Genomic DNA, 25,830 nt, shown 5'->3' with positions numbered 1-25,830 from the left:
GCTGTGGCGACCGCGAGGGGCACCGCGTGTCACCGGTCGTGGACCCATCATTGGCGCTTGTTGTCACTCTGTCAATAGGGGGCGAGTGGCCCGCGTGTGCTGCCATGGCCCGGCGGGGAGGTGACCCGCAGGTGATCTTGAGGCTTCGTGGCGATACGGATCGCCACGAAGCCTCAAGATCCGCGGGTGGCCGATGAGCCCAGCTCTAGTCGCTGCCGGACACGATCTCCTCTGCGTGTTCGGCGACCCAGCATCGCCAACGCCGACCGCTCCGGCATGCGCCTCGCCGCCGAGCACCAGGACACCGAGAAGATCCTGCGCGACGCGCGGGTGCCGGTCACGCTGCTACGCAACGGCTGGTACCTGGAGAACTACACCGAACAGCTCCCGACCTACGTCGAGTACGGCGCGGTGTTCGGCAGCGCGGGCGACGGCAGAGTGAGTGCGGCGAGCCGCGCGGACTACGCCGCTGCCGCTGCCGCCGTGCTCACCGGCGACGGCCACGCCGGAAAGGTCTACGAGCTGGGTGGAGACCAAGCGTTCACACTGTCCGAGCTGGCCGCCGAGGTCAGCCGTGTCGCAGGGAAGAACGTCGAGTACCGCGACCTGCCCGTCGACGAATACGCGCGGGCGCTGTCTCCGGCGCCGATCACCACACAGATCAACACATTGTGACCCTTGACATGCCACACGCTGCCACGTATAACCAATTAAACCAACACGAAACGGTGGTGAAACAACATGTTCGCGGAGGAGCGACAGCAACGGATCGCTGAACGCGCCCGGTCCCAGGGCCGGGTCGACGTCACGGCGCTGGCCGCTGACTTCGACGTCACCACCGAGACCATCCGGCGGGACCTCACCGCGCTGGAGCGCCAAGGCGTGGTGCGCAAGGTGCACGGCGGCGCGATCCCGGTGGAGCGGATCGGCTTCGAGCCGGGCGTCGCCACCCGGGACGCCGTCATGACCACCGAGAAGGAGCGCATCGGCAAAGCTGCGCTCGCCGAACTGCCCGATGAGGGTGCCGTGCTGATCGACGCGGGCACCACCACCGCCCGGCTCGCTGAGATCCTGCCCGGTGACCGGGAACTGACCGTGGTCACCAATGCCCCGCTCATCGCAACCACGCTGGCGGGCCACGCGATGACCACCGTGCTCATGGTCGGCGGCAAGATCAGGGGCCGCACCATGGCCACCGTCGACGACTGGGCGCTGCGAGCGCTGGCCGACACCTTCGTCGACGTCGCGTTCCTCGGTGCCAACGGTGTGTCCGTCGAGCGCGGACTGACCACCCCGGATACCGGGGAGGCCGCCGTGAAGCGCGCCATGATGGCTGCCGCCCGACGCGTCGTGGTGCTCGCGGACCACACCAAGGTCGGCAACGACTGCCTCGCCCGGTTCGGCTCGCTCGCCGACGTCGACGTCCTCATCACCGACACCGGGTTGGACGCCGACGCCGCCGAGGAACTGTCCGCGGCTGGTCCGAGGGTGGTGCGGGCGTGATCGTCACCGTGACCGCCAACCCGAGCCTCGACCGCACCGTCGAGGTCGACCAGCTGCGCAGGGGCGAGGTACAGCGGGCGCTGACGACGTCGGTCGACGCGGGCGGCAAGGGCGTCAACGTTTCCCGCGCCCTTGTCGCGCACGGCCGCCCGACCCGTGCCGTGCTGTGCAGCGGCGGTTTCGCGGGGCTGGAACTGCTCGCGCTGCTGCGCGAGACCGGAGTGCCGCTGCGGGAGGTCCCGGTGACCGGAGGTATCCGCAGTAATCTCACGCTGGCCGAGCCGGACGGTACCGTCACCAAGCTGAACGAGCCAGGTCCGCGACTCTCGACGTCCGAAGTGGACGCCATGCTCGACGCCGCGACCGAGGCGGTCATCGGCGAGACCGACTGGGTGGCCGGCTGCGGCTCGCTGCCGCCGGGAATGCCGGTCGACATCTACGCGCGGCTGACCGAGCGGGCACACGCCCTCGGCGCCAGCGTCGCCGTCGACACCAGCGGCGCCGCGCTCGATGCTTGCCTCGCCGCCGGTCCTGACCTGGTCAAACCGAACCTCGATGAGCTGGCCGCGTGTGCTGGCGCCGAGATCCGCACGCTGGGTGACGCCGTCAAGGCCGCGCAGGTGCTGCGGGATCGCGGCGCGGGCGCGGTGCTGGCCAGCCTCGGTGCGGACGGCGCGATCCTGCTGGACGCGACTGGCGCGCGGCACGCCACCGCACGCCTCGACGCCTCAGCCGTCAGCACCGTCGGCGCGGGCGACGCGACCCTGGCCGGATACCTCGCGGCGGGCGGCATCGGCGACCACGCCCTGCGTGCCGCTGTCACCTGGGGCGCGGCCGCCGTCACCCTGCCGGGCAGCAGCATGCCCACCCCGAACGACCTCGACCGAGTCACGGCCGAGGTGCAGCGATCCATCGACCCGGCACGGGTCCTGACGAAGTAACACGGAGCAGCACATGTCTGACCTGATCACCGCGGATCTGGTTGACCTTGACCTCACCGGTGAGGATCGCCACCAGGCAACCGCAGCACTCGCCACCCGCCTCGCCAAGCACGGCCGCGTCACCGACGTCGAGGGTTTCCTCACCGACGTCCGCGCCCGCGAGGAGCAGATGCCGACCGGAATCGAAGGCGGCATCGGCATCCCGCACGCCCGATCCGCCCACGTCACCGAGCCCAGCCTCGCCTTCGGCCGCTGCGCGGGCGGTGTCGACTTCGGCGCCGCCGATGGTCCCGCCGATCTGGTGTTCCTCATCGCGGCGCCGAACGGCGACGAGCACATGACGATCCTCGCCTCGCTCGCGCGCAGGCTCGTCCACGACAGCTTCAAGAACGCGCTCAGGACAGCGCCGGACGCCGACGCCGTCGTCACCCTCATCGAGAAGGAGGTGCTGGGACGATGAAACTCGTCGCAGTCACGTCGTGCCCCACCGGCATCGCCCACACCTACATGGCCGCCGAGGCGCTGGAGCAGGCAGCCGACGCCGCGGGCCACGAGATCAGCGTGGAGACCCAGGGCGCCGCTGGCGCCACCCCGCTGACCGCCGCGCGGATCGCCGAGGCGGACGCCGTGGTATTCGCCGCCGACGTCGATGTCCGCGACAAGGAGCGGTTCACGGGCAAGCCCACCGTCACCGGCAGCGTCAAGCGCGCCATCAATGACGCGGCTGGGCTGATCACCGAGGCGGCCGCCTCGGCGGAGAGCGCGGCGACGGCCGTTAGCGCTGGCACCGCCTCATCCGGGGCCGCCGGTTCCGCCCCCGTCGCAACGTCGCCAGCGCGCACCCAGCACGTCGCGCTGAGTTTCGGCTCCCAGCTACGGCAGTGGCTGATGACCGGCGTGTCCTACATGATCCCGTTCGTCGCGGCAGGCGGCATCCTCATCGCGCTGTCCTTCGTACTCGGTGGAGCGGAGATCGCCGCGATCGTCAACGGCGGTACGTTCCAGGGCACCGAGTACCCCGGCGTGAGTGAACTGTCCAACCTGTTCGCAGAGGCGGGCTTCGCGGGCGTGTTGTTCAAGCTCGGCGCTGAGGCGTTCTCCATGCTGGTGCCGATCCTTGCCGGGTTCATCGCGTTCGGCATGGCTGACCGGATGGGCATCGCGCCCGGCGTCGTCGGCGGGTTGATCGCCGTCGCGATCGGCGCGGGGTTCCTCGGTGGTCTCGTCGCGGGTCTGCTCGCGGGTGCGGTCACGCTTGGCCTCAAGCAGATCAAGGTGCCGCGCGGTGTCGCGGGCATCATGCCGGTCGTGGTGATTCCGCTGCTGTCGGTGTTCGTTGTCGGGTTCGCCATGCTTGTCGTCGTGGGCGGTCCGATCGCGACGGTTCAGTCCGGACTGACCGACTGGCTCAGCGGCCTGGCTGGCGTCAACGCGATCCTGCTCGGCGCGCTGCTCGGCGCGATGATGGGCTTCGACCTGGGTGGCCCGGTCAACAAGGTCGCCTACCTGTTCGGCACCGCCGCGCTTGCCTCGGACAACCTCACCGTGATGGCCGCCGTCATGGCGGCCGGGATGGTGCCGCCGCTCGGGCTGGCGCTGGCCACGGTGATTCGCCGCAAGCTGTTCACCCAGCCGGAGCGTCAGGCTGGTGAGGCGGCGTGGCTGCTCGGCCTGTCGTTCATTACCGAGGGCGCGATCCCGTTCGCCGCGGCTGACCCGCTGCGCGTTATTCCATCCACTGTGGCCGGTGGCGCCGCCGCTGGGGCGACGTCGATGGCGGTCGGATCGACCCTGATGGCCCCGCACGGCGGTATCTGGGTGATCGGGCTGATCGGCAATCCGTTCGGCTACCTGCTGGCGATCCTCGTCGGCACCGCCGTGACCTGCGGCGTCGTCGTCGGCGCGAAGTACGTCCGCCGCAGCCCCGGTGAGCCGGCCGCGCAGGCCGAGTCCAGCACCACCGCACCGCAGGCCGTCGCGGCCTGAGGTCGTCCGAAAAGGAGCGCAATCATGCCAGAACGTCGAGTCGTCGTGGGGTCGTCCGTCGGCCTGCACGCCAGGCCAGCGGCGCTGTTCGTGCAGGCGGCAGCCCAGCAGTCCGTCGAGGTGTTGATCGGGAAGGACGGCGGCGAGTTCGTCGACGCCCGCAGCATCCTGTCCGTCATCGGTCTGGATGCCAAGGGCGGCGATGAGGTCGTGTTGCGCGCCGAAGGCGAGAACGCGGACATCGCGCTGGACGAACTCGCCACCATGGTCGCCACGGACCACGACGCGCAAGGCTGAGGCCGATGAGCAGCAGGTTGACCGGAATCGGAGTCAGCTCGGGAATCGCGGCTGGGCCGGTGGCCCGGCTGGCCAGCCCTCCCGAGCTGCCGCCCGACACGGGGGCAGAGCTGGACCCGGACGCGGCCACCGCTCGGGCGCGCGAGGCGCTGGACGCGGTCGCGGCCGACCTGGACGTCAGGGCCGCGAACGCGAGCGGCCCTGCTGCCGACGTCCTGCTCGCGCAGTCGATGATGCCGCGCGACCCCGCGCTGGCCAAACAGGTCGGCAAGGCGCTCGCGGGTGGCCGGTCGCTGCCGCACGCCGTCGCGGAGGGGTTCGGCGTGTTCCGCGCGGCGTTGGAAGCAGCGGGTGGTTACCTCGCCGAGCGCGCCGCCGACCTGGACGACCTGTGCCACCGCACCATCGCTGAGCTGCTCGGCCTGCCCATGCCGGGGCTGCCCGACCCTGGCCATCCGTACGTACTGCTCGCGACCGACCTCGCGCCCGCAGACACCGCGACGCTCGACCCGAAGCAGGTGCTGGCGATCGTCACCGAGCAGGGCGGGCCGACCAGCCACACCGCGATCCTGGCGAAGTCGCTCGGTATACCCGCGATCGTGGCCTGTGCGGCGTCGCGTGAACTGGCCGACGACGTCGAGGTGCTGGTGGACGGCCGCGCGGGCACTGTGGACGTCGATCCCGATCCCGGCGAGGCGAAGCGCGCCGTGCTGGCCGACCAGGAGCGGGCACAAGCCGTCGCCGCCAGCTCGGGGCCAGGCCGCACCGCCGACGGGACGCCGGTGAAGCTGCTCGTCAACCTTGGTTCCTCCGCCGAACTGGCCACTGCGGCTGACGTGGACAGTGAAGGCGTCGGACTGCTGCGCACCGAGTTCCTGTACCTGAGCCGGACGACCGCACCAACCGTGGCGGAGCAGGCCGACAGTTACGGCGCGGTATTCGCGGCGTTCGCCGGGCGCAAGGTTGTCGTGCGCACGCTGGACGCGGGTGCGGACAAGCCGCTGGCGTTCGTCGACCACGGGGAGGAACCCAACCCCGCGCTGGGTGTTCGGGGCTGGCGGCTCGCCCGTCGCGCTCCCGACATGCTCGCTGACCAGCTCGCCGCCATCGCGGAGGCGCGCGACCGCCACGACGCCGACGTCTGGGTGATGGCACCGATGATCTCCACCCCTGCGGAGGCCGCCGCATTCGCCGAACAGGCGCACGCGCTGGGATTGCCGGTTGCGGGAACGATGGTGGAGGTGCCCGCGGCGGCGATCAGGGCGCGGCAGGTACTCGCCGGGTGCGACTTCGCCAGCATCGGCACCAACGACTTGGGTCAGTACACCCTCGCCGTCGATCGGATGGCGGGGGAGCTGGCCGATTTACTTGACCCGTGGCAGCCCGCGTTGCTGGAGCTGGTCCGCACGACCGCGCAGGCCGGACGTGAGCTAGGCAAGCCGGTCGGTGTGTGCGGGGAGGCGGCGAGTGATCCGCTCCTGGCTCCTGTGCTGGTCGGGATGGGCGTGACCAGCCTGTCCATGGCGCCGGGGGCGCTCCCCGAGGTGCGGGCGGCGCTCGCTGCCCGCACCGATGCCGACTGCGCTCGCCTGGCAGACGCCGCCCTCGCCGCGGCCGATGCGACTGAGGCCCGCGCGGCGGTTGCCGCGGGGTGACGCTTGCCTGGCCTCGGCGCCACGCCGCTTCGTGCTCGCGTGTCCACCGTCCGGTACGTGTAGGCGTTGTGGTCGCCATGGCGACCATTTCGCATCAAGATCGTCCACGGGCCGCCGATGTCAGAGGTTGCGGTCGTCGGTGGACGGCTCGAAGTGCCGGTTGCGCTAGCACGCGGCGAGATGCCACCGCGCGAGGTGCTGCTCGCCGGGGTCGAGCACGATCAGGTCGCGTCCGGTGACGAACGCGTTGGGTGGGCAGGTCGCTGGCTCGATCGCGATTCCGGTGCGGTGCACGGCGGGAGAGGGGTGATCGCTCGTGTAGACCTGGACCCACGGCAGCGTGCGATCCCAAGTCAGCGTGACACCGCTGCCACCGCTGTTGCGCACCGTCGCCGCGGTGACGCCATCGGCGTCGCGGCTGAGGCCCGTGAACGTGTTGTCGATCTCCAGCCCGGCCAGCGGGGTGGGTTGCCGGAAGTCGAACGGTGTGTCGCTGGTGGGTGCCTCGTGCGTGGGCACCAGCAGCCGCGGATCCATACGGAGGTAGGTGTCGCTGGGCAGCTGGAGCGACCAGTCGTCGACGCCACCGGAACCCGGGCTCAGGTAGGGATGGATCGCGCAGCCGTATGGCGCGGCGTCCGAACCGCGGTTCACCGCGAGCAGCTCGACGCGCAGCCCAGGGTCGTCGAGCAGGTACGTCGCCGTGAGATCGAGGTCGAACGGATAGCCCGTCGGCAGCGCCAGCCGGATGCGCAGCGTCAACGAGGTATTGGTGTGCTGGACGACGTCCCATGCGCGCGTGGCGACCAGTCCGTGCAGTGCGGTTCCGCGCTCGGGCTCGTCGATCGGAACTCGATGGGTTCGGCCCTGGAAGGTGTATGTACCTCCTGCGAGACGTCCGATCCACGGCGCCAAGATGGCGCCGTCGTACATGGCTCGCCGTGTCGTCGCTGGCAGCTCACGGATCAGCGCCACCTCGTCGGCACGGAACGAACACAACGAAGCGCCGACGGGATCTACCGTCGCCCGCAGCGGGCCGTGCCGCAGGGCAAGCTCATCGGTGGTCATGGTGCGAGTCTGCCTGATGACGTACTTGTCACGAGGCGTTCGGCAACGGGCGGATGGCGTCGAGGGTTGGCCCGAGCCGGTCGCGCTCCACCTCGATGTCGTACCGGCTTTGCAGGTTGATCCAGAACCGCTCCGATGTCCCGAAGTACCGGGCGAGCCGAAGCGCGGTGTCAGCGCTGATGCGCCGCTTGCCGTGGACGATCTCGTTGATCCGGCGAGGTGGCACGCTGATCTCGACCGCCAGCCTGTGCTGGGTGATCTCCAAGGGCGTAAGGAACTCCTCGATCAGGATCTCGCCGGGATGTATGGGTGGCATCTCGGTCGTCGGCATATGCTCCCTCCTCTCAGTGATAGTCAACGATTTCGACGCTTTCCGGTCCTGCCGCGGTCCATCGGAAGCAGATTCGCCATTGCTGGTTCACCCGCACGCTGTACTGCCCGGCACGGTTGCCGCGCAGCTTTTCGAGTCTGTTTCCGGGAGGAACCTTGAGGTCATCGAGAACGTCGGCAGCATCGAGCATCAGTAGTTTCCGCAACGCCGCACGTTGCGTGTTGAGGTCCAGCTTCTTCGTGCGTTCACGACGCCATACCCGTTCCGTGTCTTTGTCGGCGAATGACCGCAGCATCCCCACGAGCATAACGTAATCCGTTAATAACGGCAAGCGTTATGCCCGCGTGCTCATTCCAGCGAGCGCCGCTGGTAATCCTCCCGCGTGCCGGGATCGGACGACGTCTGGTCCACCACGAGCAGCCGCTGGCAGAACCCGCGCAGCCGTGCGGGCACCAGATCGAGGAACCGGATGCTCACGCCGACGTGCTTCGGCAGATACAGCTCCGGCCGGGGCCGTCTCACCAGCGACAGCACCGCGTCCGCCACGTGCCGCGGCGGGAGCCGCTTGACGATTCCGCTGCTGGTGCCCGCAGCGAGGTCGGTCTCGACCACGGTCGGCATCAGCACGCTGACGTCGACACCCGATCGGTGCAGCTCCTGTCGTACCGCCGTGCAGTAGCCAAGCACGGCGTGTTTGGTCGCCGCGTAACTGGCCTCGCCCCGAGGCGCGAGCCTGCTGGCTACCGATGCCACCACCACGATCTGTCCGCGACCGCGCTTCCGCATCGCCGGTGTCGCGAGCCGCATGCCGTTGATGACGCCCTCGACGTTGACCGCGAACATCCGCCGGGTCGCTGTCACCGGTTCGTCTTCGAACCGCCCGACCCACATCACCCCCGCGTTGGCGACCAGGACGTCGACGGCTCCGAGTCGCTGCGCCACGGCGTCCAGGAACCGCTGGTGCGACTCGGCATCCGTGACGTCGAGGGGGAGCCCGATCGCGCCGGGCAACTCTGCCGCCGTGGCCGCTGCCGCCTCGCCGTCGATGTCCCCGATCGCGACCGTCGCACCCGCTTCGGCCAGCGTGGCGGCGGTCGCCGCGCCGATGCCGCGTGCCCCGCCGGTGATGGCGACAACGAGTCCCCGGGGATCAGCCATGCCCGATCAGTCCTTCCTGGCGCAGCCACCGTTCGGTGCGCGCCATGCCTTCGGCCACGTCGACCGCGGGTTCGTACCCCAGCATGCGGCGGGCCTTCTCGATGGAGTACGTGCCGGTGCGCGCGAGGTAGCGCATCGACGTCGGGTTGATCTCGGTCCTGACTCGCGCCAGCCGCGATACACCCGCGATGGCCCCGGATGCCGCTAGCGCGGCGCTGGTCGGCACCACCATCGGTCCCGGTTTGCCGAGCATCCGGTAGTAGTGGCCGAAGAACTCCCGGCAGGTCACTCCGGCGCCACCGCTGATCGTGAACACCTGACCGGCCGCATCTGATCTCGCTGCCGCGAGCAGCACGCCCTTGACCAGGTCGTCGACGTAGACCGGGCTGAAGATGCCGTTGCCCATGGCGGGCAGCACGAACCGGTTGCGTCGGATCAGCTCGACCGGCAGCACCGTCCACGGTCGCGAGCCGGGCCCATAGACGTCGCCGGGCCGCACGATCGTTACCGGAATCTCGCCTGCGGTGTGCGCCTGCAACGCCACCTGCTCGCAGGCGATCTTCGTGCCGACATACGGATTTCCATCCGGTCGTACCGGATGATCCTCGGTGACACCGTCCGGAAACCCCACGTCGGAGAACGCCCGCACCGACGACAGCGGCACGAACCGGCTCGCACCGCCGCGCACGGCGGCGTCCAGCGCATGCCGGGTGCCCCGCACGTTGACCCGCCACTGGGCGGCCATGTCGTCCGCGTTGGACACGATCGCGGCGGTGTGGATAACCAGGTCCGCGCCCTCAGCGTGGCGCTGCCACTCGCCCGGCTCGCTGACGTCGCCCGCCACGACGCCGGACGCCGGATCGGCGTGCAGGTCGACGCCGTAGACGTCGTCACCCCTTGCGCGCAGCCGCGCCGCCAGCGCACGCCCGATGAACCCGCGCGCGCCGGTGATGAAGACGCGCATCAGGCGTCGTGGCGCAGGCCGCGATGCTCGAACGTCGGGCGCGTGCCCGGGCCGAACACGCTGGGCGTCAGTTCGCTGGTCGGGAAGAACTGCAGGAACCGCCCGTCGGCCTGCGCCCGGTCGACCAGCGTCTTCTCCAGCACGCAGAAGTCGTACTGCGTCGCGGTGCTTTCGATGGTGTTGGCGTTGATGACGACTTCCTGGCCCCACTTGCGCGCCCACCCCGCGACGCCGGGGATCGTGCTGTGCTCCGGGGTGAGGCATTCGGTCGCGACGACGTTCTCCGACATCGCCCAGATGCCAGTGCCCGTGTTGAGCACCAACGTCTGATTGCCGGTGGCGTGACCCGGCGTGCGCACAATCGCGACACCGGGGCCGAGGAGCCGGTCGCCGTCGATCAGCAGCAGCCGCTCCGGGTCGAGGTCGACGAACGTCTCCGGCTGGTACCACGGGCGCTGCATCGGGTGCAGGTCGCGCATCGCCAGCAGTTCCGCGCGCTGCACCACCAGCCGCGCGTTGGGGAACGCGGCGGGCACCGGGGCCTCCGGGGAGATGTCGGCCTGTGGCGTCGTCGTCCCGATCAGCCTGCGGACATCCTGGGTGTGCAGGTGGTCGAACGCCAGGTAGTCGACGTCCTCCTGCCGGATGCCTTCCCGAGCCAGTGCCTGCTGGACGGTGGTGTGCTCCCGCACGATCTGGTTCTGCACCGCGCCCGGCGTGGCATCGCGCAGCGTCGCGAAGTACGGCGTGTTGCTGTCGAGTTCGACGTCGCTTGGTTCCCACAGCAGGGTGCGTGGTGTGCCGTCGCTGTCCAGCCACCGGATGACGACCATCCGGTTGGTGATGAACAGGAACGGCACCGGGGAGGCCGGGGCGCGCCACAGTCCGAACTTCGTCGGGTACGGCAGCGTCACCAGGTCATGCGTGGACACGTGCGCCGGAGTGCCGGTGGCTGCGAACTCCCGCCGGAAGTCCGCCGCTGCGCTCCTGGCGGTGCGCAGCGCGGCACCTGGCCCGGATTCGGTGATGTCGGTGTGCACTCGATCGAGCGTGTGGATGCTCGAACCAAGGTCGGTGACGTCCGGGATCGGGATGTCCAGCGGCGCCGTCCCGGTCGCTGGCGCCATCGGCGCCGACCCGGGGATGACGCGCTTCAGAGCGTCGAACGTGGCTGGCATGGCGATCATCTCCACTACGACGGATGGGCTGCCTGGTGTCAGACAGTAGGAGGCCGACGCGGTGGCGACTAGCCATTCCGAGGCCACGGATTTAATATTTCCGGACACTACTCGGACGAAGGGCGGCGTAGCACCTCGATGCCGGACTGGGACCTCCCGCGCAGCCCCGCCAGCGCGTTGCTGCTGGTCCAGCTCGGCCGCGAGTACGACGTCGACCCTGAGCGCAGCCTGCGTGGCGCGCGGCTGACGCTTGCCCAGTTGCACGACCCCGCCACCGAGGTGACCGCCGATCAGGAGATGCGCATCGTCGGCAACCTGCTCGCGGCGGTGCCCGACGACGTCGCGCTCGGCGTCGATGCCGGTATGCGGTACCACCTCACCACGCATGGGATCTGGGGATTCGCGCTGGCGAGCAGTTCGACGTTGCGCAGCGCGATCGCCATCGGCGTCCGCTACGTCGACCTGACCTTCGCGTTGTGCCGCATCTACCGCGACGACACCGACACCCCGGCGCGGCTCATGTTCGACGGCTCACGCGTGCCGTCCGAGGTGCGACGGTTCTTCGTCGAGCGCGAACTCGCCTCGGTCGTGCATCTCGCGCGGCAGCTGTTATCCGAGCCGGACGCGCGGTTCCGGGTGCACTTCAGCCACACTGCGCCACCCTCGACCACGCCGTACGAGGCGGCGTTCGGCGCGCTGCCGGAGTTCGATGCCACTGCCAGCTACGTCGAGTTGGACGACGCGGTCCTCGACCGGCCGCTGCCGCAGGCGGACGCCCACGCCGCCGCGCTGGCGGAGAAACAGTGCCGGGAGCTGGCGCGCTGATGGCGTGCGGCCGCGCTTGGCCGACAGCGGTACCACTCGATACCCCCGGTGAGGTGAACCCGAGTGCGTATTACGGCGCGTCCTGCGGAAACCCGCACAATGGCGGGACAATCGGGGCGTGAGCAAAGACAACGAGACACGTGCTGACACGCCTGGCAAGACCGGCGCCGAGCACACGGAACCGCGTACAACTGAGCCAACGACTCCGGCGGAGAAGACCGCACGCCCCGGCGGGCCGGACACCGGCGGTCCCGCGAAGCTCATGCCCACCCGCATCAGTGGCGCCTGGATCGCGGTGATCGTCGCCGTCATCGTGCTGGTGTTCCTGCTCATCTTCATCCTGCAGAACTCGGCGTCGGTGACGGTGCACTACCTGGGCGCGTCTGGCACCTTGCCGCTGGGCATCGCGCTGCTGTTCGCGGCGGTCGGCGGTGCGCTGCTAGTCGCGCTGGTGGGCGTTGCCAGGATGTTCCAGCTCCGGCGTTTCGCCAGGCGGGCAGGACGCGGTAACGGCTGAACTGGTACCGACCGGCGGCGTGAGCGCGGGCGGCTACCCGGGCTCGGGCTGCCGCCTGCGCTGCTGCTCGCGGTAGCCGTAGGCGGCCCGGCGCACGGCCGCGTCCGATTCCAGGCTGGAGCCCAAGGCCCCGCCGATGATGCCCATCGTGGTGAACCCCCACGCGAGGTTGACGTAGGTGGTCATGCCCGCCGCGTGCCCGAGCGTGCTGACCAGCACCTCCTCGCTCACCAGGAAAACGGCGAGAGCCAGGTTGATCACGAAGAGGCCTACGTAGAGCAGGCCGACACCGACGCTCAGGGTGAGGATGGTCGATGCGTTGTACAGCCAGGCCTGATCCCGGTCGAGGGCGGAGGCGGTGCTGCGTTCCCAGAGCCCGTGACCCGCGATGAGCCAGCTGACGAGCACGGCCACCGCGACGATCGCGAACGCTGATTTACGCCAGGGGGCCAGCGAGTCACCGATCTGCCACACCGTGGACGAAGCAAGCCCGAACGCACTCGTCGCGATGGCAGCCGCGAGTGCGGACGACAGACCGAAGATGAGCCGCCACGGCTGGTTGGTGCGGACCATGCCGGACAGCAGGCGCAACCGGCCACGGGTGCGGGTGGTGGCGTAGCGCGCGTCGATGCCGTCGCCAGGGACGCTTCGCCGGATCGGGCCCACGAGTTCGGTCAGCCAGCTGCGCAAGCCGTGGCGGCCACCCGGTCCTGAGTCCGGCGACTCCTGATTGGTGAGTTCGTCCAGCACCTGCGCGATGACTTGGCGCGAGCGTCGGCGTGGCTGGGTGCCGCCGAGCGCTGGCAGCGAGACGACCGCGCTGCGCTGGTTCGTGCTGATGTCAGCGAGAACGGGGACGCCGTTCGCTCGCAGCGGCAGGTCGGTCACGCAGATCGCGTAGTCCCAGCCTGCCCGCTCGCGCCGGTTGTTGGCGGCGTCCAGGATCTCCGTGCTGGTGGCGCGCCCCGCGGTGACGGGATCGACCTCGACGTGCACGATGCGGCCATGCTCGTCCTCGCGGTTGAGCCGGTCGGCGAGGTGGTCGGCGACCTGCTGCGGAAGATCGGGATCGGTCAGGAATCCGATCCGCGTGTTCTCGGGCATCTGACGCTGCTCCTGATCGGGGACGCTGACCGCCGAGCTGTGCTTGCCGCGGCCACGCAGTGTTACCCGACGCGAGATCGGCGTAAACGGCAGGCGCCACGGGTTCCCACTGACGAGCCCCAGCCCCGCGATGGCGTAGCGGGGGCTGGGGCGTCACTGGAGGACGCTGCGGCCACGGCCGAGCGTGGCCGCCACGACCGCGTCACGCCCTGGTCACGGTCACGTTCACCGGGCTGCGCAGGATGTCGAGCACCGGCGATGTCCGTTGTGCGTAGGCGCACAGGTCGTCGATCTGTTTCGCGGGAGCGTCGGAGTCGATGCGGCAGGTGACCCAGACATCGGAGTAGCCAGGGCGCACCTCGTTGGACAAGCCGAGGAAGCCGTGCAGGTCCAGCTCGCCGTCGAGGTCGAACTCCAGGCTACGCAGCGTGATTCCCTGCGCGGCCGCGTTGTAGGCGATGCCGACGGCCAGGCACGACGCGAGCGCGTGCAGGATCGTCTCGACGGCGTTGGGCGCGGTGTTCTCGCCGAGCAGCACCGGCGGCTCGTCGCCGTCCAGTGTGAACGGCGTGGTGCGGGACGAGTCTTCCGTGCCAGCGCCCCAGAAGCCGTCGATGCTGGTGCGGGACCGCCCGCCGCCGAGCCAGGTGTTGCTGGCGCGGAACCGGAACGTCGCCAGCGATGGGTCGCCCTTGATCGCTTCGACGGTCTGCACCAGCTGGGTGACGTTGACGCCGTTGGGGTGCACTTCGGTGGTGGACATGATGACTCCTCTTACTTGGTCGCGAGCAGGGAGATGCTCTTGACGCCGTAGGTGGTGGTGGCGTTGCGGGCACCGCTGGACAGGAACTCGTAGGGGTTGCTGTGCACCCGCTGGATACGCAGCCCGGCGTCCTCGATCGCCTGCCGGTAGGCGGATTCCTGCGCGGCGCCACCGATGCAGGACGCCCAGAGGTCGACGTCGCATACGATCTCCGAAGCGAGCTGTCGCTCGGTGACGATGTCGGCGATCGCCAGCCTGCCTCCGGGGCGCAGGACCCTGGCGACCTCGCGGAACACCGCCGCCTTGTCGGGGATCAGGTTGATGACGCCGTTGGAGATCACGCAGTCCGCGCCGCCATCCGGGCCTGGCAGTGAGTCGACGCGGCCGTGCCGGAACTGCACGTGGTCGTCGACGCCTGCCTCGCTGGCGAGCCGGCGCGCTTTGCTGAGCTGTTCCGGGGTGAAGTCGACGCCGACGACGAGACCCGTTGGCCCGACCAGCGCGCCCGCGAGGAACGAATCCGTGCCGGAGCCGCTGCCGAGGTCGAAGACCCGCTCGCCGTCGGTCAGCGCGGCGAGGTCGAAGAAGTGCCCGACTCCGGCGAACGAGTCGAGCGCCGCCTGCGGAATCCGGTCGAGCAGGTCGGGGTCATAGCCGAGTCGTTCGGTGAGCGGGCGTCCCGTTTCGAAGTGGTAGGCGCCTTCCGGGTGCTCGGCGACGTCCCGGTACATCCGGCGCACCTTGGCTTCGAGCTGTTCGGTGTCGATCGCGGTGGTCATGGCTGCCTCCCGGTCGCAGGAATGGTGTCTGCGATGAAAGACGGCCATGGTTCGCCGGGTTATTGCATAGTTGCGCCGTTTGGGTACGAAGTGAAACTAGTGCGCGGGAATGTGCGAACGAGTGCATTAAGGAGGGGGTGTGCCGACGTCTGAAGGGACATGGACGCAGTGTGCGCGGCGGAGCCTCATGCGGCTCGGGTAGCGCTGTTCCGCGATGTCGCGCGTCAGCAACTGCCCCGGCTGTACCGGATCGCACGGCGCATCGTTGGCGACGACGCTGAGGACGCGGTGCAGGACTGCCTGCTCAAGGCGTACCAGCACGTTGACCAGCTCCGTGACGAGTCGGCGGCACCCTCGTGGCTGGTGCGGATCCTGGTCAACTGCTGCCGGGACCGGCTCCGGGGCAGGGCACGCAGCCAGGAGGACGTCGACCTCGACGCGCTGGAAGAGTTCTCGCTGTACCGCACGATCGCCTACGAGGACCCGTTCCCGTACTCGGACTCGCTGCACCTCGATTTTCTCGCCGAGTTCAGCATCGACGACGTGCGGCAGGTGCTGCTGCGGCTGCCCGAGCTATACCGCATCCCGGTCGTGCTGGTGTACATGCACGAGTTCCGCACGCGCGAGGTCGCCGAGATGCTGGATACGCCGCTCGGCACCGTGCTGGCGCGGCTGCACCGGGGTAGAAAGGCGTTTGAGCAGCAAATGTGGCGCTACGCCACGGAACACGATCTGCTGCGGGAGGGGGCCCGATGATTAGTTGCGCTGAGGCGGTGCGCCAGCTGTGGGAGTACATCGACGACGTCGTCGACGCGGGGGAGCGAGCCGCGATCGAAACCCACCTCGCCCGGTGCAGGCGGTGCTGCGGCGAGCTGGAGTTCGCGCGGGAACTGCGCCGCACGCTGGCGGACGCAGGGGAGGAAGACGTGCCGGATGACGTGCTGCGACGGCTGCGGCACACGTTGGAGGAGTTGGAGCGATGACCCGCGACCTGATGCACACGGCCGAGGTGAAAGACCTGGTGCGAGCGGCCTACCGCCACGTCCCGCCGACCACGGAGGCGGTGGCGCGCAAGCTCTACAGCGACGACGAGCTGGCGCAGGTGCCTGACTCGGCGATCCGGCGCGCGCTCGGTGTCGCGAACCACCTGCGGCATGCCGAGATCCGGCCCGGTGACGTCGTCTTGGATCTCGGCTGTGGCGGCGGGATCGACAGCATCCTCGCCGCGCGGCGTACCGGGTCGACCGGGCGGGTAATCGCGCTGGACTTCCTGCCCGAGATGTTGCAGCGCACGGAGGAAGCCGCGCGCGAGGCCGGGGTGGACACCATCGAGCCGACCGAAGGCGAGTTGGAGGCGATACCGCTGCCTGACGCCAGCGTGGACGTGATCATCTCCAACGGCGTCGTCAACCTGTCACCACGCAAGACGCGGGTGATGGCTGAATGCGCCCGGGTGCTGCGTCCGGGCGGCGAGCTGTGTGTCTCGGACCTGACCGTCGAGCAGGAGGACCTACCGCCAGAGATTCTGACGCAACCAGCGGCGTGGGCGGGCTGCGTCGCGGGCGCGCTCGAGGAGGCCGACTTCGTCCACAAGCTGGAGCGGGTCGGTTTCGTCGACGTCGACGTCCGCGACCACCAGCCGTTGAGCATCGACGACTGCGCGCTCTACCCGCTGTTCTCCGATGAGGTCATCGAGCTGATGCGCAAGCTCATCCCCGCCGAACAGCACGCGTCGGTGGCGACGGCCGTGGTGATCCGCGCCAGGCGGTCAGCGGGGTTGTGATGGCGTCGGCGCTCGTGCCGTGCTGATCAGGGACCTCGCGGTGCCTCTTCGCGGATGTTGCTTGTTCAGACCGGCGGGCCGAAGCCGCACCGGACATCGACCGCGGTGCTCGGGTCGAGTGCGTTGGTGATCAGCTGCGTCACGGTGGGATCGAAGGCGAGACCCGCGTGGCCGACCGCATCGAGCGCGCAAGTGTCCTGGACGTACTGGTTGTCCACGCCGGGCTCGGGGACGAACGACGTCGATGGGGGCGTGACGATGACGTCGTAGCGCGTGGCGATGATGGTGTAGTCGACGCCCTGCTGCGCGATTGGGCCGTCGGTGAGCTCACCGACCGCTTCGCCGCCGACCACGAGGTCGCTGCAGGCGTAGCACATCACACCCTCGGTGAGCAGGTCGATGAAGTCCTGGCCGCCGAGCAACTGACCGACGGTGACCAGCCCGCTGACCGTCGTGCCGTGAGTCGGCGGCGCCAGGGCGACCACGGTGCTGACCTGGGGCGCGTAGCCCGCGACCTTCGGCACGTACAGCGACAGGAAGCCGCCCTCGGAGTGCCCGACGAGGTCGACCTTGGCGCTGCCGGTCGCGGCCAGCACCTTCTCGATGAACGCACCCACTTCCTGTGCGGACTCCTTCACCGGCCGGGTGCCGCCGGGCGCGCCGGGGAACTGCTGGCCGTAGGTGAACGAGAAGGCGCAGTACCCGGCGTCGGCCAGCTTCGGACCGTGATAGCCCCAGTTGCCCTGGCCGTTGCCGCCGAGACCGTGGATGAGCACCACTGGCCGTGGATGATCCGCCGAGGGTTGGCATGACCAGTCGTTGTAGCCGGCGGACGGTGCCGCGCTCGCGGGCACGGCGAATACGCCGAGTAACGCGAACGTGAGTACGGCGACGACGGTATGGCGCATCGGAACTCCCTGGTCATCAGGCCAACGGGCTGAATGTGGGAGGATGTTACTACAGAGGAGAAGGAAATTCCTACATCTCTGTAGTAACGTTGATGGCATGACCGATGCCGTGCGGACAGGGCGGGTACGTGCCGCGCACCTCGGGCCGGAACGCCGCCGTCCCGAGGTGCTCGACGCCGCGCTGGCCATCGCCGTCAAGTCCGGCGTCGGTGCCGTGACGATTGGCGCCGTCGCCCAGCACCTCGGTGTCACCCGTCCGGTCGTTTACTCGTGCTTCCGGGATCGGGTCGCGTTGATCGAGGCGCTGGTCGAACGCGAGGGGGAGCGGTTGCTCGCCAGCGCGCTCGCCGCGCTGCACAGCGCGCGTGGCGACGACCCTGAAGCGGTATTCGTGCGCGGCTACCAGGCGTTTCTCGACGTTGTGGCCGACTGGCCCGATGCGTGGCGACTGCTGTTCAGCGCCGCCCCCGACCCCGCTGTGGCCGACAAGTTCCAGCGGGCACGGCGGGAGATGGCCGAGAGTGCGACTCAGTGGCTGCGTCCCGCGCTGACCGCGTGGTGGGGCGTCACCGATCTGGACCACAAGCTTCCGGTGCTGGTCGAACTGTTCATGTCCTCCTGCGAAGCGGCGGGGCGGTCACTGCTCGACCAACCCGATGACTGGACGACGCAGGAGCTCGGCGAACTCTACGGCCGGATGATCTGCCGCGCGTTCAGCGTGGCGTGAGGAGGACGACGGATGTCTGAGCGACGGATGCTCGCGAACCGGGGCTGGCCGTTCGATGGTGACCGCGCACGCGAGGACCACGGGTTCTTCGGGCCGGACTCACCCACGTGGCGGGTATGGACCAGTCCGACGGCCCTGCTCGGGTTCCAACGATCCATCGCGGTGGAGGCGTTCGATCCGTTCCTGACGGCGGCCGTCAGCGACACTCAGGGCATCTACACCGACCCGATGGGACGCTTGGACAGCACGCTGACGTACTTCACCATCGTCGCGATCGGTGACAGTCGTGCCGCGATCGAGTCGTCCGAGGTGCTCCAGAAGGTCCACGCCCGCGCCACCGGCAGCGAGCCGATCAGCGGCAGGCGGTACAGCGCCAACGACCCGGACAGCCAGCTGTGGATTCACCTGACCGGCTGGCACTCCGTGTTGAAGTGCTACGAGAAGTACGGTCCTGGTCCGCTCAGCCCGGCCGATGAGGACCGCTACTGGGCCGACTGCGTGATCGCCGCCGAACTGCAGACCTGCGACCCCGCCACGGTGCCGACCAGCAGAGACGGCGTCCGGCAGTACTTCGCCGAGCAACGGCCGCGGCTGTGCTGGTCCGAAAACGCCGACCGTGTCGCGCGCCAGATCCTCTATCCGCCGTATGACACAACGAATCGGTTGGTGGCGTTGGCTGCCCGCCGGTTGAGTCCAGCCGTCATCGCCACGCTCCCGCGCTGGATGCGCTGCCTGAGCGGCCTCGACCAGAGCCGGGTGACCGACGCGGCGATTGTGCCCGCTATGAAGGCGGCCATGGCGTCCACCAGGCCATTGCCGATCCGCCTGCGCCTCGCAGACATCGTCGCCCCGTCGATTCGACCGGTGTGGGAGAACGCGCTGCGCGGTCGTCCGCCGCTGCGCGACGAGATCGTCACGCCAAGCGAGGCGCGGCAGCGCTACGGCAGCGCGGCGATACGCGATATCGCACGGGCGAAGCGGAACGCGGCGCACACTGGCCCGGCACAGACTGGATCTTGAGGCGTTTCGGCGATCCGTATCACCACAACGCCTCAAGATCCACACGCTGCGCGTCGCGTCCGTCTGGACACCATCCGCGCCCAGACCGCACGCCGTCAGTGGCCGCTGGAGAGCGTTCCGGCGAGGGCTTGGTGGCGTTCGCGGCTGGTGTGGTCCATGCCGGTGATGGTGACGGTGGCGCCGCGTGTCTCGTATTTGTGGGTGATGGCGTCGAGCGCGGCGACGGTGGAGGCGTCCCAGATGGTGGCGTCGGAGAGGTCGATGATGATGTTGCCGGGGTCGTTGGCGTAGTCGAACTGGAAGACTAGGTCGTTGCTTGAGGCGAAGAACAGTTGCCCGGTGACGCGGTAGATCGTGGTGCTGCCGTCGGGGTCGAGCACGCTGTCGACGGTGACCAGGTGGGCGACGCGGCGTGCGAAGAGCACCATCGCGACGAGCACGCCGACGGTGACGCCGATGGCGAGGTTGTGGGTGGCGACGGTGACCGCGACGGTCGAGATCATCACCGTGGTTTCGCTTTTGGGCATGCGCCGCAGTGTGGCGGGCTGGATGCTGTGCCAGTCGAAGGTGGCGACCGCGACCATGATCATGACGCCGACCAGCGCTGCCATGGGGATGAGCGCGACGACGTGGCCGAGGCTGACGACGAGTACCAGCAGGAACACGCCGGAGAGGAACGTCGAGAGCCGCGTGCGGGCGCCGGACTTCACGTTGATCATGGTTTGGCCGATCATGGCGCAGCCGCCCATGCCGCCGAAGAAGCCGGTGACGATGTTGGCGATGCCTTGGCCCCAGGACTCGCGGGTCTTGTCGGAGTGGGTGTCGGTGATGCCGTCGACGAGTTTGGCGGTCATGAGCGATTCCATCAGCCCGACCAGCGCCATCGCGAGCGCGTAGGGCGCGATGATCGTCAGCGTCTCTAGCGTGACTGGCACGGCGGGCACGCCGAGGATGGGCAGGCTGTCCGGGAGTGCGCCTTCGTCGCCGACAGTGGGCACCGCGACTCCCGCCGCGACGGTGAACGTGGTGAGCACGGCGATCGCGACCAGTGGCGCGGGGATCGCGCTGGTCAGCTTGGGCAGGCCGACCATGATGACCAGCCCGACGGCGAGTAGCGCGTACACCGGCCACGGCACGTCGATCAGGTAGGGCAGTTGCGCGAGGAAGATCAGGATCGCCAGGGCGTTGACGAAACCCACCATCACGCTGCGCGGCAGGAACCGCATCAGCCTGGCGACGCCACCGGCGGCGAGTAGCACCTGCAGGACGCCGCCGAGGACGACGGTGGCGAGCAGATACTCCACGCCGTGTTCGCGCACCAGTGGGGCGAGCACGAGGGCTATGGCTCCGGTCGCCGCGGAGATCATCGCGGGTCGGCCGCCGGTGAAGGCGATGGTGACCGCCATCGTGAACGACGCGAACAGCCCCAGCCGGGGATCGACCCCGGCGATGATCGAGAACGACACCGCTTCCGGGATCAGCGCGAGCGCGACCACCAGCCCCGCCAGCACCTCAGTCCGCAACACACGCGGCGACAACCAGGCAGGACGGGCGAGTTTCGGGCGCAACGCGGCAGGAAACGACATCAGCTTCTTTCACATCGAGAACGGGGTGCAGAAAAGGGAGACAGCGGAGCCGCACCACTGGGGCTCACGCGAACAACGCGAACCCTACCGCCACGTGAAGGTCTACCGCGCCACGTTGTGACATTGATCCGATGTGATCAACCGGATAGTCAGACCGGCGTCCGGATATGACCGATCACAAATCAGAGGTGTGAAGATTGGCTCGACCGCCAGTTCCGTGACCGGCTCACCTGCCGTTCCATGAGAACGAGTCAGTCATTCGCGTCGAAGGGAGACAGCGTGGTCAGCAGGTTTGGGACGTGGCGGAGCAAGACGGTCATCGGCGCCATGGTCGGGGCGGTCGCGGCGGCGACCGTGGCGCTCGCGGCGGCTCCGGCGCACGGTGCGAGCAGCGAGGAGTACGTAGCGATGGGCGACTCGGCGGCCTCGGGTAACGGCACCCGGCTGCCTGACCTCAGCCTGTCCTGTTATCGCAGCAGCAAAGCCTACGGCCCGATGATCGCCGAGGAACGGGCCGACACGACGCTGAGTTTTCCCGCCTGTCAGGGTGCGGAGACTGGTGACATCGTCAACGCTCAGGTGACATCGCTGTCCGCTGAGACCGACTGGGTGACGGTGAGTATCGGTGGCAACGACATCGGGTTCGCCGACCTCATCCTCAACTGCATGAACCACTGGGACGAGGCCAAGTGCCTGGCGACGGTGGACGACGTCAATCGCAAGATCGAGGAGGAACTGCCCGCCAAGCTCGACAAGGCGTACGCGGCGATCAACGACGCCGCCCCGAACGCGACGGTGATGACGATCGGCTACCCGCGCTTCTTCGGCGACGACATCTCCTGCCCCGACGCCGATGGCAGCACCGCGAAGGAAGCCGAAGCGCTCAACGGGGTCGCGGACAACCTCGACGCCGCGATCGCCGACCGCAGCGCGGCGGCGGGCTTCACCCACGTCAGTGTCATCGAGCAGTTCACCGGCCACGACATGTGCGCCGACCTCCCCTACGTCAACGGCAAGATGGAGCTCAACGCCGCTGACGCTTACCACCCGAGCCCAGAGGGCTACAAGGACGGCTTCAAGCCGCTGATCCGCGACATCATGGGCTGACACATCGGCCCGAGCGTCGCTGTTGCGGATCGCCGCCCGCGAACGAACCTCGTGTGTTTCGCCGCGTCGGCGCTCCGAACGGCTGACGAGACGAGTCCGGCCCGGTCGCTGGTGCGACCGGGCCGGACTCGTGATCAGGCGGGAATCAGACCAGGTCGTACCGGTCGAGGTTCATGACCTTGTCCCACGCGGCCACGAAGTCGCGCACGAACTTCTCCTTCGCGTCGTCGCACGCGTAAACCTCCGCGAGCGCACGCAGTTCGGAGTTCGAGCCGAAGACGAGGTCGGCGCGGCTGCCGGTCCACTTGACCTCGCCGGTGGCGCGGTCGCGGCCCTCGAACTTCTCCGCGTCAGCGCCGTTGTCGGCCGCCGGCTTCCACTCCGTGCCCATGTCGAGCAGGTTCGCGAAGAAGTCGTTGGTCAGCTTCCCTGGGGTCTCGGTGAGGACGCCGAGCGACGACTGCTGGTAGTTCGCGCCAAGCACGCGAAGGCCACCAACGAGGACGGTCATCTCGGGCGCGCTCAGGGTCAGCAGGTTCGCGCGGTCGAGCAGCAGGTACTCGGTCGGCAGGTGCTGGCCCTTCCCGACGTAGTTGCGGAACCCGTCCACCGCAGGCTCAAGCGGCGCGAAGGAATCCGCGTCGGTCTGCTCCTGCGATGCGTCCGTGCGCCCGGGGGTGAAGGGCACCTGGACGTCGTAGCCCGCGTCCTTGGCGGCCTTCTCCACGCCGGCGCAGCCACCGAGCACGATGAGGTCGGCCAGCGAGACCTTCTTGTCGCCGGTCTGCGCGTTGTTGAAGGACTCCTGGATGCCCTCGAGGGTGCGCAGGACCGTCGCCAGCTTCTCGGGCTCGTTGACCTCCCACTGCCGCTGCGGCTCGAGGCGAATGCGGGCGCCGTTCGCGCCGCCGCGCATGTCGCTGCCCCGGAACGTCGATGCCGACGCCCACGCGGTGGTGACCAGCTGGGACACCGACAGGCCGGAGTCGAGGATCTGGCGCTTCAGGGCTGCGATGTCGTCAGCTCCGATGAGCTCGTGATCCACGGCGGGAACCGGGTCCTGCCAGATCAAGGTCTCCTGCGGAACCTCAGGGCCGAGGTAGCGCTGGATCGGACCCATGTCGCGGTGGGTCAGCTTGAACCACGCGCGAGCGAAGGCGTCCGCGAACTCATCCGGGTTGTCCTTGAAGCGCCGCGCGATCGGCTCGTAGATCGGGTCGTAGCGGAGCGAGAGGTCGGTCGTCAGCATCGTCGGCGGACGCGTCAGCGATCCGTCCTCCGGGTCGGGCACGGTGTTGGCGCCCGCATCGTCCTTCGGTTGCCACTGGTGGGCACCGCCAGGGCTCTGCGTCAGCTCCCACTCGTAGCCGAACAGGTTCTCGAGGAACTGGTTGCTCCACCGCGTCGGCGTGGACGTCCAGGTGACCTCGAGCCCGCTGGTGATCGCGTCCCTGCCCTTACCGGTGCCGTGGGAGCTCGTCCAGCCGAGGCCCTGCTCCTCGAGCGGGGCAGCCTCTGGCTCCGGGCCGAGGTTGCTGTCCGGCGCCGCGCCGTGGGTCTTGCCGAAGGTGTGGCCACCGGCGATGAGCGCGACGGTCTCCTCGTCGTTCATCGCCATGCGGCCGAACGTCTCGCGGATGTCCCGTGCCGCGGCGAGCGGGTCCGGGTTGCCGTTCGGGCCTTCCGGGTTCACGTAGATGAGGCCCATCTGGACCGCACCAAGGGGATCCTCGAGCTCGCGGTCACCGCTGTAACGCTGGTCGTCGAGCCAGGTGGTCTCGGGACCCCAGTAGACGTCCTCCTCTGGCTCCCAGACGTCCTCGCGGCCACCGGCGAAGCCGAAGGTCTTGAAGCCCATCGACTCCAGCGCGACGTTGCCGGTGAGGATCATCAGGTCGGCCCACGAGATCTTGCGGCCGTACTTCTTCTTGACCGGCCACAGCAGCCTGCGCGCCTTGTCGAGGTTGCCGTTGTCCGGCCAGCTGTTCAGCGGTGCGAAGCGCTGCTGACCGGCGCCGGCGCCACCACGGCCGTCGCTGATCCGGTACGTGCCCGCGCTGTGCCAGGCCATCCGGATCATGAACGGCCCGTAGTGGCCGAAGTCGGCGGGCCACCAGTCCTTCGAGGTCGTCAGCACTTCCTCGATGTCCCGCTTGACCGCGGGCAGGTCGAGGGTCTTGAACTCCTCGGCGTAGTTGAACTCCTCGCCCATGGGGTCTGCCACGGCGGGGTTCTTGGCGAGGATCTTCAGGTTGAGCTTGTTCGGCCACCAGCCTCGGTTGGCCTCGCCCTGGGTCGGGTGTGGCGCGCGGCCGTGCGCGACCGGACAGCCCCCTGACTCCTGGGTTGCTTCTCCGGTTACGGCGTCGTTAGACATGAGAATCCTTTCGAGATGAAACGGTGCGCTCAGAAACTGAGCGCGTCGAGCAGTCGCGGCACAGGCCCCAGAAAATGACCTCGGCCTCGTCGATCACGAAGCCGCTGTCGTCGGACGCGGTCAGGCACGGCGCGGTGCCGACGACGCAGTCGACGTCGGCGATGGCGCCGCAGGACCGGCATACGGCGTGGTGGTGGTTGTCCCCGACCCGTGACTCGTAGCGCGCCACGGTGCCCCTCGGTTGGATGCGCCGCACCAGGCCCGCGGCCGTCAGCGCGCCGAGTACGTCGTAGACGGCTTGGTGGGACACCTTGCCGAGGTGCTCCCGCACGGCACCGATGATCGAGTCGGTGTCGGCGTGCGGATGGTCGTGCACCGCGGACAGTACCGCTACCCGGGGGCGCGTCACGCGAAGCGAGACCCCCCGCAGCATGCGCTCGAAGTCCGACGTTGTTGGCACGCTCCGAAGTATGGTTCGTTTTCTTGAATTAGTCAAGAATCAGTGGGTGTGTCGTGGCGATGCCGCCCGGGGGAGTGAGGCACGTGTCGGGCGTGGTTGTGATGGCCCTGGTCGTCAGCTTTCGCAGTGTGCTCTGCCCGCGGGCGGCACTCGCAGATGGCGTTGTTTTGCTCGGGTTGTCGTTGTTGATCAACTACCCGCGCGTTGTGTCAGGAGTTCGTCCTTTTCATCCGATTGTGATGGTCACAGCGTGGGGGAAGTTGATCAACAGTGCGCCACGAGCGTGGAGAGGAGTCTGGATGTAGGTAGGGCTTCTTGATGCGGTGCTGTGTGGGAGATGAAGGTTGTGGCCCTTCGGCGTCGGCCTGTGGGGGCAGGCGTCAAACCGCCTCATGCTGCGTTGGCTGAAGACCGTCGTGGTGAGCGATGAGGAAAAGGCACCCGAGAGGTGTCAGGTGGGGATCAGGAAGACGAGCGCGAGCGAACCGCTGTTGAGGTGTCGAAACTATTAGGTGGCATCGAAACCGGGGAGAAGTTGAGTTCCCGGGATGAGCCTGGTGGGTGCCCACTTATTGGCCAGGTGGTGTCCGGCATGAAGGCGGCGTGAGTCTGGTCTGCGGCTCCTGCGCGGAACGTGGGAAGGCGAGTGTCGATACTGCACGTCCACACCCGGCGGTGCGGGTGTGCGAGAGGGAGCGCGCCGACGGCGGAAACCGGAGGCGTTGAGTACCGAGGCGGCGCTCGCTGGCGGACCGGCTCGTAGTAGTGGTGAAGCCCTGTAATGGGGGTGGAG

General features: G+C 68.6%; 28 protein-coding genes. 15 read left to right on the top strand and 13 right to left on the bottom strand.

Translation table 11 applies throughout. From position 1 onward, the window contains the following. Positions 1-276: 276 nt before the first annotated feature. From AMYHA_RS23570 to ptsP, 7 genes are all read left to right on the top strand, one after another. Positions 277-675, top strand: coding sequence for a Rossmann-fold NAD(P)-binding domain-containing protein (locus AMYHA_RS23570; RefSeq protein ID WP_051400239.1), 399 nt, complete (start codon positions 277-279; stop codon positions 673-675). A gap of 66 nt (positions 676-741) precedes the next feature. Then, the gene (locus tag AMYHA_RS23565) at positions 742-1,503 is read left to right on the top strand and encodes a DeoR/GlpR family DNA-binding transcription regulator (protein ID WP_034274660.1); all 762 of its coding nucleotides are present in this window, start codon (positions 742-744) and stop codon (positions 1,501-1,503) included. Beyond that, positions 1,500-2,444, top strand: a complete 945-nt coding sequence (pfkB, locus tag AMYHA_RS23560; RefSeq protein WP_034274658.1) for a 1-phosphofructokinase — start codon at positions 1,500-1,502, stop codon at positions 2,442-2,444. The genes AMYHA_RS23565 and pfkB overlap by 4 nt, the downstream gene beginning before the upstream one ends. Before the next feature lie 13 nt (positions 2,445-2,457). Further along, entirely contained in the window at positions 2,458-2,904 is a 447-nt protein-coding gene (locus AMYHA_RS23555) for a PTS sugar transporter subunit IIA (RefSeq protein WP_034274655.1), read from the top strand. Continuing rightward, positions 2,901-4,430, top strand: coding sequence for a PTS fructose transporter subunit IIC (locus AMYHA_RS23550; protein ID WP_034274653.1), 1,530 nt, complete (start codon positions 2,901-2,903; stop codon positions 4,428-4,430). Before AMYHA_RS23555 ends, AMYHA_RS23550 begins: the two co-directional genes overlap by 4 nt. Positions 4,431-4,454: 24 nt before the next feature. Next, on the top strand, positions 4,455-4,727 hold the full coding sequence (locus tag AMYHA_RS23545) for an HPr family phosphocarrier protein (RefSeq protein ID WP_034274651.1): 273 nt from the start codon (positions 4,455-4,457) through the stop codon (positions 4,725-4,727). Positions 4,728-4,732: 5 nt separating this feature from the next. Beyond that, complete coding sequence (gene ptsP / locus AMYHA_RS23540; RefSeq protein WP_034274649.1) at positions 4,733-6,382, top strand: phosphoenolpyruvate--protein phosphotransferase; 1,650 nt, start codon at positions 4,733-4,735, stop codon at positions 6,380-6,382. A 165-nt stretch (positions 6,383-6,547) separates the two neighbouring features. On the opposite strand, the gene AMYHA_RS23535 is transcribed toward ptsP, so the two are convergent. Genes AMYHA_RS23535 through AMYHA_RS23510 form a run of 6 tightly spaced genes read right to left on the bottom strand, consistent with a single transcriptional unit; the run spans position 6,548 to position 11,081 of the window. Beyond that, positions 6,548-7,450, bottom strand: a complete 903-nt coding sequence (locus tag AMYHA_RS23535) for an aldose 1-epimerase family protein (protein ID WP_034274646.1) — start codon at positions 7,448-7,450, stop codon at positions 6,548-6,550. A 28-nt stretch (positions 7,451-7,478) separates the two neighbouring features. Continuing rightward, positions 7,479-7,781 carry a HigA family addiction module antitoxin gene (locus tag AMYHA_RS23530; RefSeq protein WP_034274644.1) on the bottom strand — a complete coding sequence of 101 codons (303 nt, stop codon included), beginning with the start codon at positions 7,779-7,781 and terminating at the stop codon, positions 7,479-7,481. Between the two features lie 13 nt (positions 7,782-7,794). Beyond that, complete coding sequence (locus AMYHA_RS23525; RefSeq protein ID WP_034278588.1) at positions 7,795-8,076, bottom strand: type II toxin-antitoxin system RelE/ParE family toxin; 282 nt, start codon at positions 8,074-8,076, stop codon at positions 7,795-7,797. A gap of 53 nt (positions 8,077-8,129) precedes the next feature. Further along, the gene (locus AMYHA_RS23520; RefSeq protein WP_034274642.1) at positions 8,130-8,939 is read right to left on the bottom strand and encodes an SDR family NAD(P)-dependent oxidoreductase; all 810 of its coding nucleotides are present in this window, start codon (positions 8,937-8,939) and stop codon (positions 8,130-8,132) included. Next, positions 8,932-9,903 (bottom strand): NAD-dependent epimerase/dehydratase family protein, encoded by a 972-nt coding sequence (locus AMYHA_RS23515; protein WP_034274640.1) that lies wholly within the window; start codon positions 9,901-9,903, stop codon positions 8,932-8,934. Before AMYHA_RS23515 ends, AMYHA_RS23520 begins: the two co-directional genes overlap by 8 nt. Beyond that, positions 9,903-11,081, bottom strand: coding sequence for an MBL fold metallo-hydrolase (locus tag AMYHA_RS23510; protein ID WP_196776956.1), 1,179 nt, complete (start codon positions 11,079-11,081; stop codon positions 9,903-9,905). Before AMYHA_RS23510 ends, AMYHA_RS23515 begins: the two co-directional genes overlap by 1 nt. A 138-nt stretch (positions 11,082-11,219) precedes the next feature. Between AMYHA_RS23510 and AMYHA_RS23505 the strand changes: the two genes are divergently transcribed. Together AMYHA_RS23505 and AMYHA_RS28120 are read left to right on the top strand one after the other, a co-directional pair. Beyond that, the gene (locus AMYHA_RS23505) at positions 11,220-11,906 is read left to right on the top strand and encodes an AraC family transcriptional regulator (protein ID WP_034278584.1); all 687 of its coding nucleotides are present in this window, start codon (positions 11,220-11,222) and stop codon (positions 11,904-11,906) included. A gap of 118 nt (positions 11,907-12,024) precedes the next feature. After that, positions 12,025-12,423 carry a LapA family protein gene (locus AMYHA_RS28120; protein ID WP_231104875.1) on the top strand — a complete coding sequence of 133 codons (399 nt, stop codon included), beginning with the start codon at positions 12,025-12,027 and terminating at the stop codon, positions 12,421-12,423. A gap of 33 nt (positions 12,424-12,456) precedes the next feature. Here AMYHA_RS28120 and AMYHA_RS23495 read toward each other — a convergent pair whose 3' ends face one another. The 3 genes from AMYHA_RS23495 to AMYHA_RS23485 form a co-directional block, all read right to left on the bottom strand. Next, on the bottom strand, positions 12,457-13,527 hold the full coding sequence (locus AMYHA_RS23495) for a hypothetical protein (protein WP_034274637.1): 1,071 nt from the start codon (positions 13,525-13,527) through the stop codon (positions 12,457-12,459). A 202-nt stretch (positions 13,528-13,729) separates the two neighbouring features. After that, the gene (locus AMYHA_RS23490) at positions 13,730-14,290 is read right to left on the bottom strand and encodes an OsmC family protein (RefSeq protein WP_034274635.1); all 561 of its coding nucleotides are present in this window, start codon (positions 14,288-14,290) and stop codon (positions 13,730-13,732) included. 11 nt (positions 14,291-14,301) lie between these two features. Beyond that, positions 14,302-15,069, bottom strand: a complete 768-nt coding sequence (locus AMYHA_RS23485; protein ID WP_034274633.1) for a methyltransferase domain-containing protein — start codon at positions 15,067-15,069, stop codon at positions 14,302-14,304. Between the two features lie 159 nt (positions 15,070-15,228). Between AMYHA_RS23485 and AMYHA_RS23480 the strand changes: the two genes are divergently transcribed. Genes AMYHA_RS23480 through AMYHA_RS23470 form a run of 3 tightly spaced genes read left to right on the top strand, consistent with a single transcriptional unit; the run spans position 15,229 to position 16,852 of the window. Next, positions 15,229-15,825 carry an RNA polymerase sigma factor gene (locus tag AMYHA_RS23480; protein ID WP_051400238.1) on the top strand — a complete coding sequence of 199 codons (597 nt, stop codon included), beginning with the start codon at positions 15,229-15,231 and terminating at the stop codon, positions 15,823-15,825. Next, entirely contained in the window at positions 15,822-16,052 is a 231-nt protein-coding gene (locus tag AMYHA_RS23475) for a CATRA system-associated protein (protein WP_034274631.1), read from the top strand. Before AMYHA_RS23480 ends, AMYHA_RS23475 begins: the two co-directional genes overlap by 4 nt. Beyond that, a complete protein-coding gene (locus tag AMYHA_RS23470) occupies positions 16,049-16,852 on the top strand; it encodes a methyltransferase domain-containing protein (RefSeq protein WP_034274629.1) in 804 nt (267 codons plus the stop codon). Before AMYHA_RS23475 ends, AMYHA_RS23470 begins: the two co-directional genes overlap by 4 nt. Before the next feature lie 65 nt (positions 16,853-16,917). On the opposite strand, the gene AMYHA_RS23465 is transcribed toward AMYHA_RS23470, so the two are convergent. Next, complete coding sequence (locus tag AMYHA_RS23465; protein WP_034274627.1) at positions 16,918-17,760, bottom strand: esterase/lipase family protein; 843 nt, start codon at positions 17,758-17,760, stop codon at positions 16,918-16,920. 97 nt (positions 17,761-17,857) lie between these two features. Here AMYHA_RS23465 and AMYHA_RS23460 point away from each other — a divergent pair, with 97 nt between their 5' ends. Beyond that, positions 17,858-18,487, top strand: a complete 630-nt coding sequence (locus tag AMYHA_RS23460) for a TetR/AcrR family transcriptional regulator (RefSeq protein WP_034274625.1) — start codon at positions 17,858-17,860, stop codon at positions 18,485-18,487. Between the two features lie 12 nt (positions 18,488-18,499). Beyond that, on the top strand, positions 18,500-19,507 hold the full coding sequence (locus AMYHA_RS23455; RefSeq protein ID WP_051400237.1) for an oxygenase MpaB family protein: 1,008 nt from the start codon (positions 18,500-18,502) through the stop codon (positions 19,505-19,507). Between the two features lie 95 nt (positions 19,508-19,602). Here AMYHA_RS23455 and AMYHA_RS23450 read toward each other — a convergent pair whose 3' ends face one another. Next, positions 19,603-21,093, bottom strand: a complete 1,491-nt coding sequence (locus tag AMYHA_RS23450; protein WP_034274623.1) for a SulP family inorganic anion transporter — start codon at positions 21,091-21,093, stop codon at positions 19,603-19,605. 279 nt (positions 21,094-21,372) lie between these two features. Here AMYHA_RS23450 and AMYHA_RS23445 point away from each other — a divergent pair, with 279 nt between their 5' ends. Next, positions 21,373-22,200: an SGNH/GDSL hydrolase family protein gene (locus AMYHA_RS23445; protein ID WP_034274621.1), complete on the top strand. Its 828-nt coding sequence runs from the start codon at positions 21,373-21,375 to the stop codon at positions 22,198-22,200. A gap of 145 nt (positions 22,201-22,345) precedes the next feature. On the opposite strand, the gene katG is transcribed toward AMYHA_RS23445, so the two are convergent. Further along, a complete protein-coding gene (gene katG, locus AMYHA_RS23440) occupies positions 22,346-24,577 on the bottom strand; it encodes a catalase/peroxidase HPI (RefSeq protein WP_034274619.1) in 2,232 nt (743 codons plus the stop codon). Continuing rightward, the gene (locus AMYHA_RS23435; RefSeq protein ID WP_034274617.1) at positions 24,570-25,037 is read right to left on the bottom strand and encodes a Fur family transcriptional regulator; all 468 of its coding nucleotides are present in this window, start codon (positions 25,035-25,037) and stop codon (positions 24,570-24,572) included. Before AMYHA_RS23435 ends, katG begins: the two co-directional genes overlap by 8 nt. Positions 25,038-25,830: the final 793 nt, after the last annotated feature.

Source organism: Haloechinothrix halophila YIM 93223 (assembly GCF_000504245.1).
GTDB classification, from domain to species: Bacteria; Actinomycetota; Actinomycetes; order Mycobacteriales; family Pseudonocardiaceae; genus Haloechinothrix_A; species Haloechinothrix_A halophila.
The sequence above is the reverse complement of the archived record's forward strand: the minus strand, read 5'-3'. Positions and strand labels throughout refer to the sequence as shown.

Bases quoted from the DNA above. Each gene is read 5' to 3' on its own strand.
- AMYHA_RS23530 (WP_034274644.1), bottom strand. From the start codon at position 7,781: ATGCCGACGACCGAGATGCCACCCATACATCCCGGCGAGATCCTGATC.
- AMYHA_RS23515 (WP_034274640.1), bottom strand. From the start codon at position 9,903: ATGCGCGTCTTCATCACCGGCGCGCGCGGGTTCATCGGGCGTGCGCTG.
- AMYHA_RS23450 (WP_034274623.1), bottom strand. From the start codon at position 21,093: ATGTCGTTTCCTGCCGCGTTGCGCCCGAAACTCGCCCGTCCTGCCTGG.
- AMYHA_RS23485 (WP_034274633.1), bottom strand. From the start codon at position 15,069: ATGACCACCGCGATCGACACCGAACAGCTCGAAGCCAAGGTGCGCCGG.
- AMYHA_RS23475 (WP_034274631.1), top strand. From the start codon at position 15,822: ATGATTAGTTGCGCTGAGGCGGTGCGCCAGCTGTGGGAGTACATCGAC.
- AMYHA_RS23570 (WP_051400239.1), top strand. From the start codon at position 277: ATGCGCCTCGCCGCCGAGCACCAGGACACCGAGAAGATCCTGCGCGAC.
- AMYHA_RS23545 (WP_034274651.1), top strand. From the start codon at position 4,455: ATGCCAGAACGTCGAGTCGTCGTGGGGTCGTCCGTCGGCCTGCACGCC.
- AMYHA_RS23465 (WP_034274627.1), bottom strand. From the start codon at position 17,760: ATGCGCCATACCGTCGTCGCCGTACTCACGTTCGCGTTACTCGGCGTA.
- AMYHA_RS23555 (WP_034274655.1), top strand. From the start codon at position 2,458: ATGTCTGACCTGATCACCGCGGATCTGGTTGACCTTGACCTCACCGGT.
- katG (WP_034274619.1), bottom strand. From the start codon at position 24,577: ATGTCTAACGACGCCGTAACCGGAGAAGCAACCCAGGAGTCAGGGGGC.
- AMYHA_RS23525 (WP_034278588.1), bottom strand. From the start codon at position 8,076: ATGCTGCGGTCATTCGCCGACAAAGACACGGAACGGGTATGGCGTCGT.
- AMYHA_RS23535 (WP_034274646.1), bottom strand. From the start codon at position 7,450: ATGACCACCGATGAGCTTGCCCTGCGGCACGGCCCGCTGCGGGCGACG.
- AMYHA_RS23505 (WP_034278584.1), top strand. From the start codon at position 11,220: ATGCCGGACTGGGACCTCCCGCGCAGCCCCGCCAGCGCGTTGCTGCTG.
- AMYHA_RS23480 (WP_051400238.1), top strand. From the start codon at position 15,229: ATGGACGCAGTGTGCGCGGCGGAGCCTCATGCGGCTCGGGTAGCGCTG.
- AMYHA_RS23470 (WP_034274629.1), top strand. From the start codon at position 16,049: ATGACCCGCGACCTGATGCACACGGCCGAGGTGAAAGACCTGGTGCGA.
- AMYHA_RS23520 (WP_034274642.1), bottom strand. From the start codon at position 8,939: ATGGCTGATCCCCGGGGACTCGTTGTCGCCATCACCGGCGGGGCACGC.
- AMYHA_RS23510 (WP_196776956.1), bottom strand. From the start codon at position 11,081: ATGCCAGCCACGTTCGACGCTCTGAAGCGCGTCATCCCCGGGTCGGCG.
- AMYHA_RS23455 (WP_051400237.1), top strand. From the start codon at position 18,500: ATGTCTGAGCGACGGATGCTCGCGAACCGGGGCTGGCCGTTCGATGGT.
- AMYHA_RS23565 (WP_034274660.1), top strand. From the start codon at position 742: ATGTTCGCGGAGGAGCGACAGCAACGGATCGCTGAACGCGCCCGGTCC.
- AMYHA_RS23495 (WP_034274637.1), bottom strand. From the start codon at position 13,527: ATGCCCGAGAACACGCGGATCGGATTCCTGACCGATCCCGATCTTCCG.
- AMYHA_RS23550 (WP_034274653.1), top strand. From the start codon at position 2,901: ATGAAACTCGTCGCAGTCACGTCGTGCCCCACCGGCATCGCCCACACC.
- ptsP (WP_034274649.1), top strand. From the start codon at position 4,733: ATGAGCAGCAGGTTGACCGGAATCGGAGTCAGCTCGGGAATCGCGGCT.
- AMYHA_RS23460 (WP_034274625.1), top strand. From the start codon at position 17,858: ATGACCGATGCCGTGCGGACAGGGCGGGTACGTGCCGCGCACCTCGGG.
- AMYHA_RS23490 (WP_034274635.1), bottom strand. From the start codon at position 14,290: ATGTCCACCACCGAAGTGCACCCCAACGGCGTCAACGTCACCCAGCTG.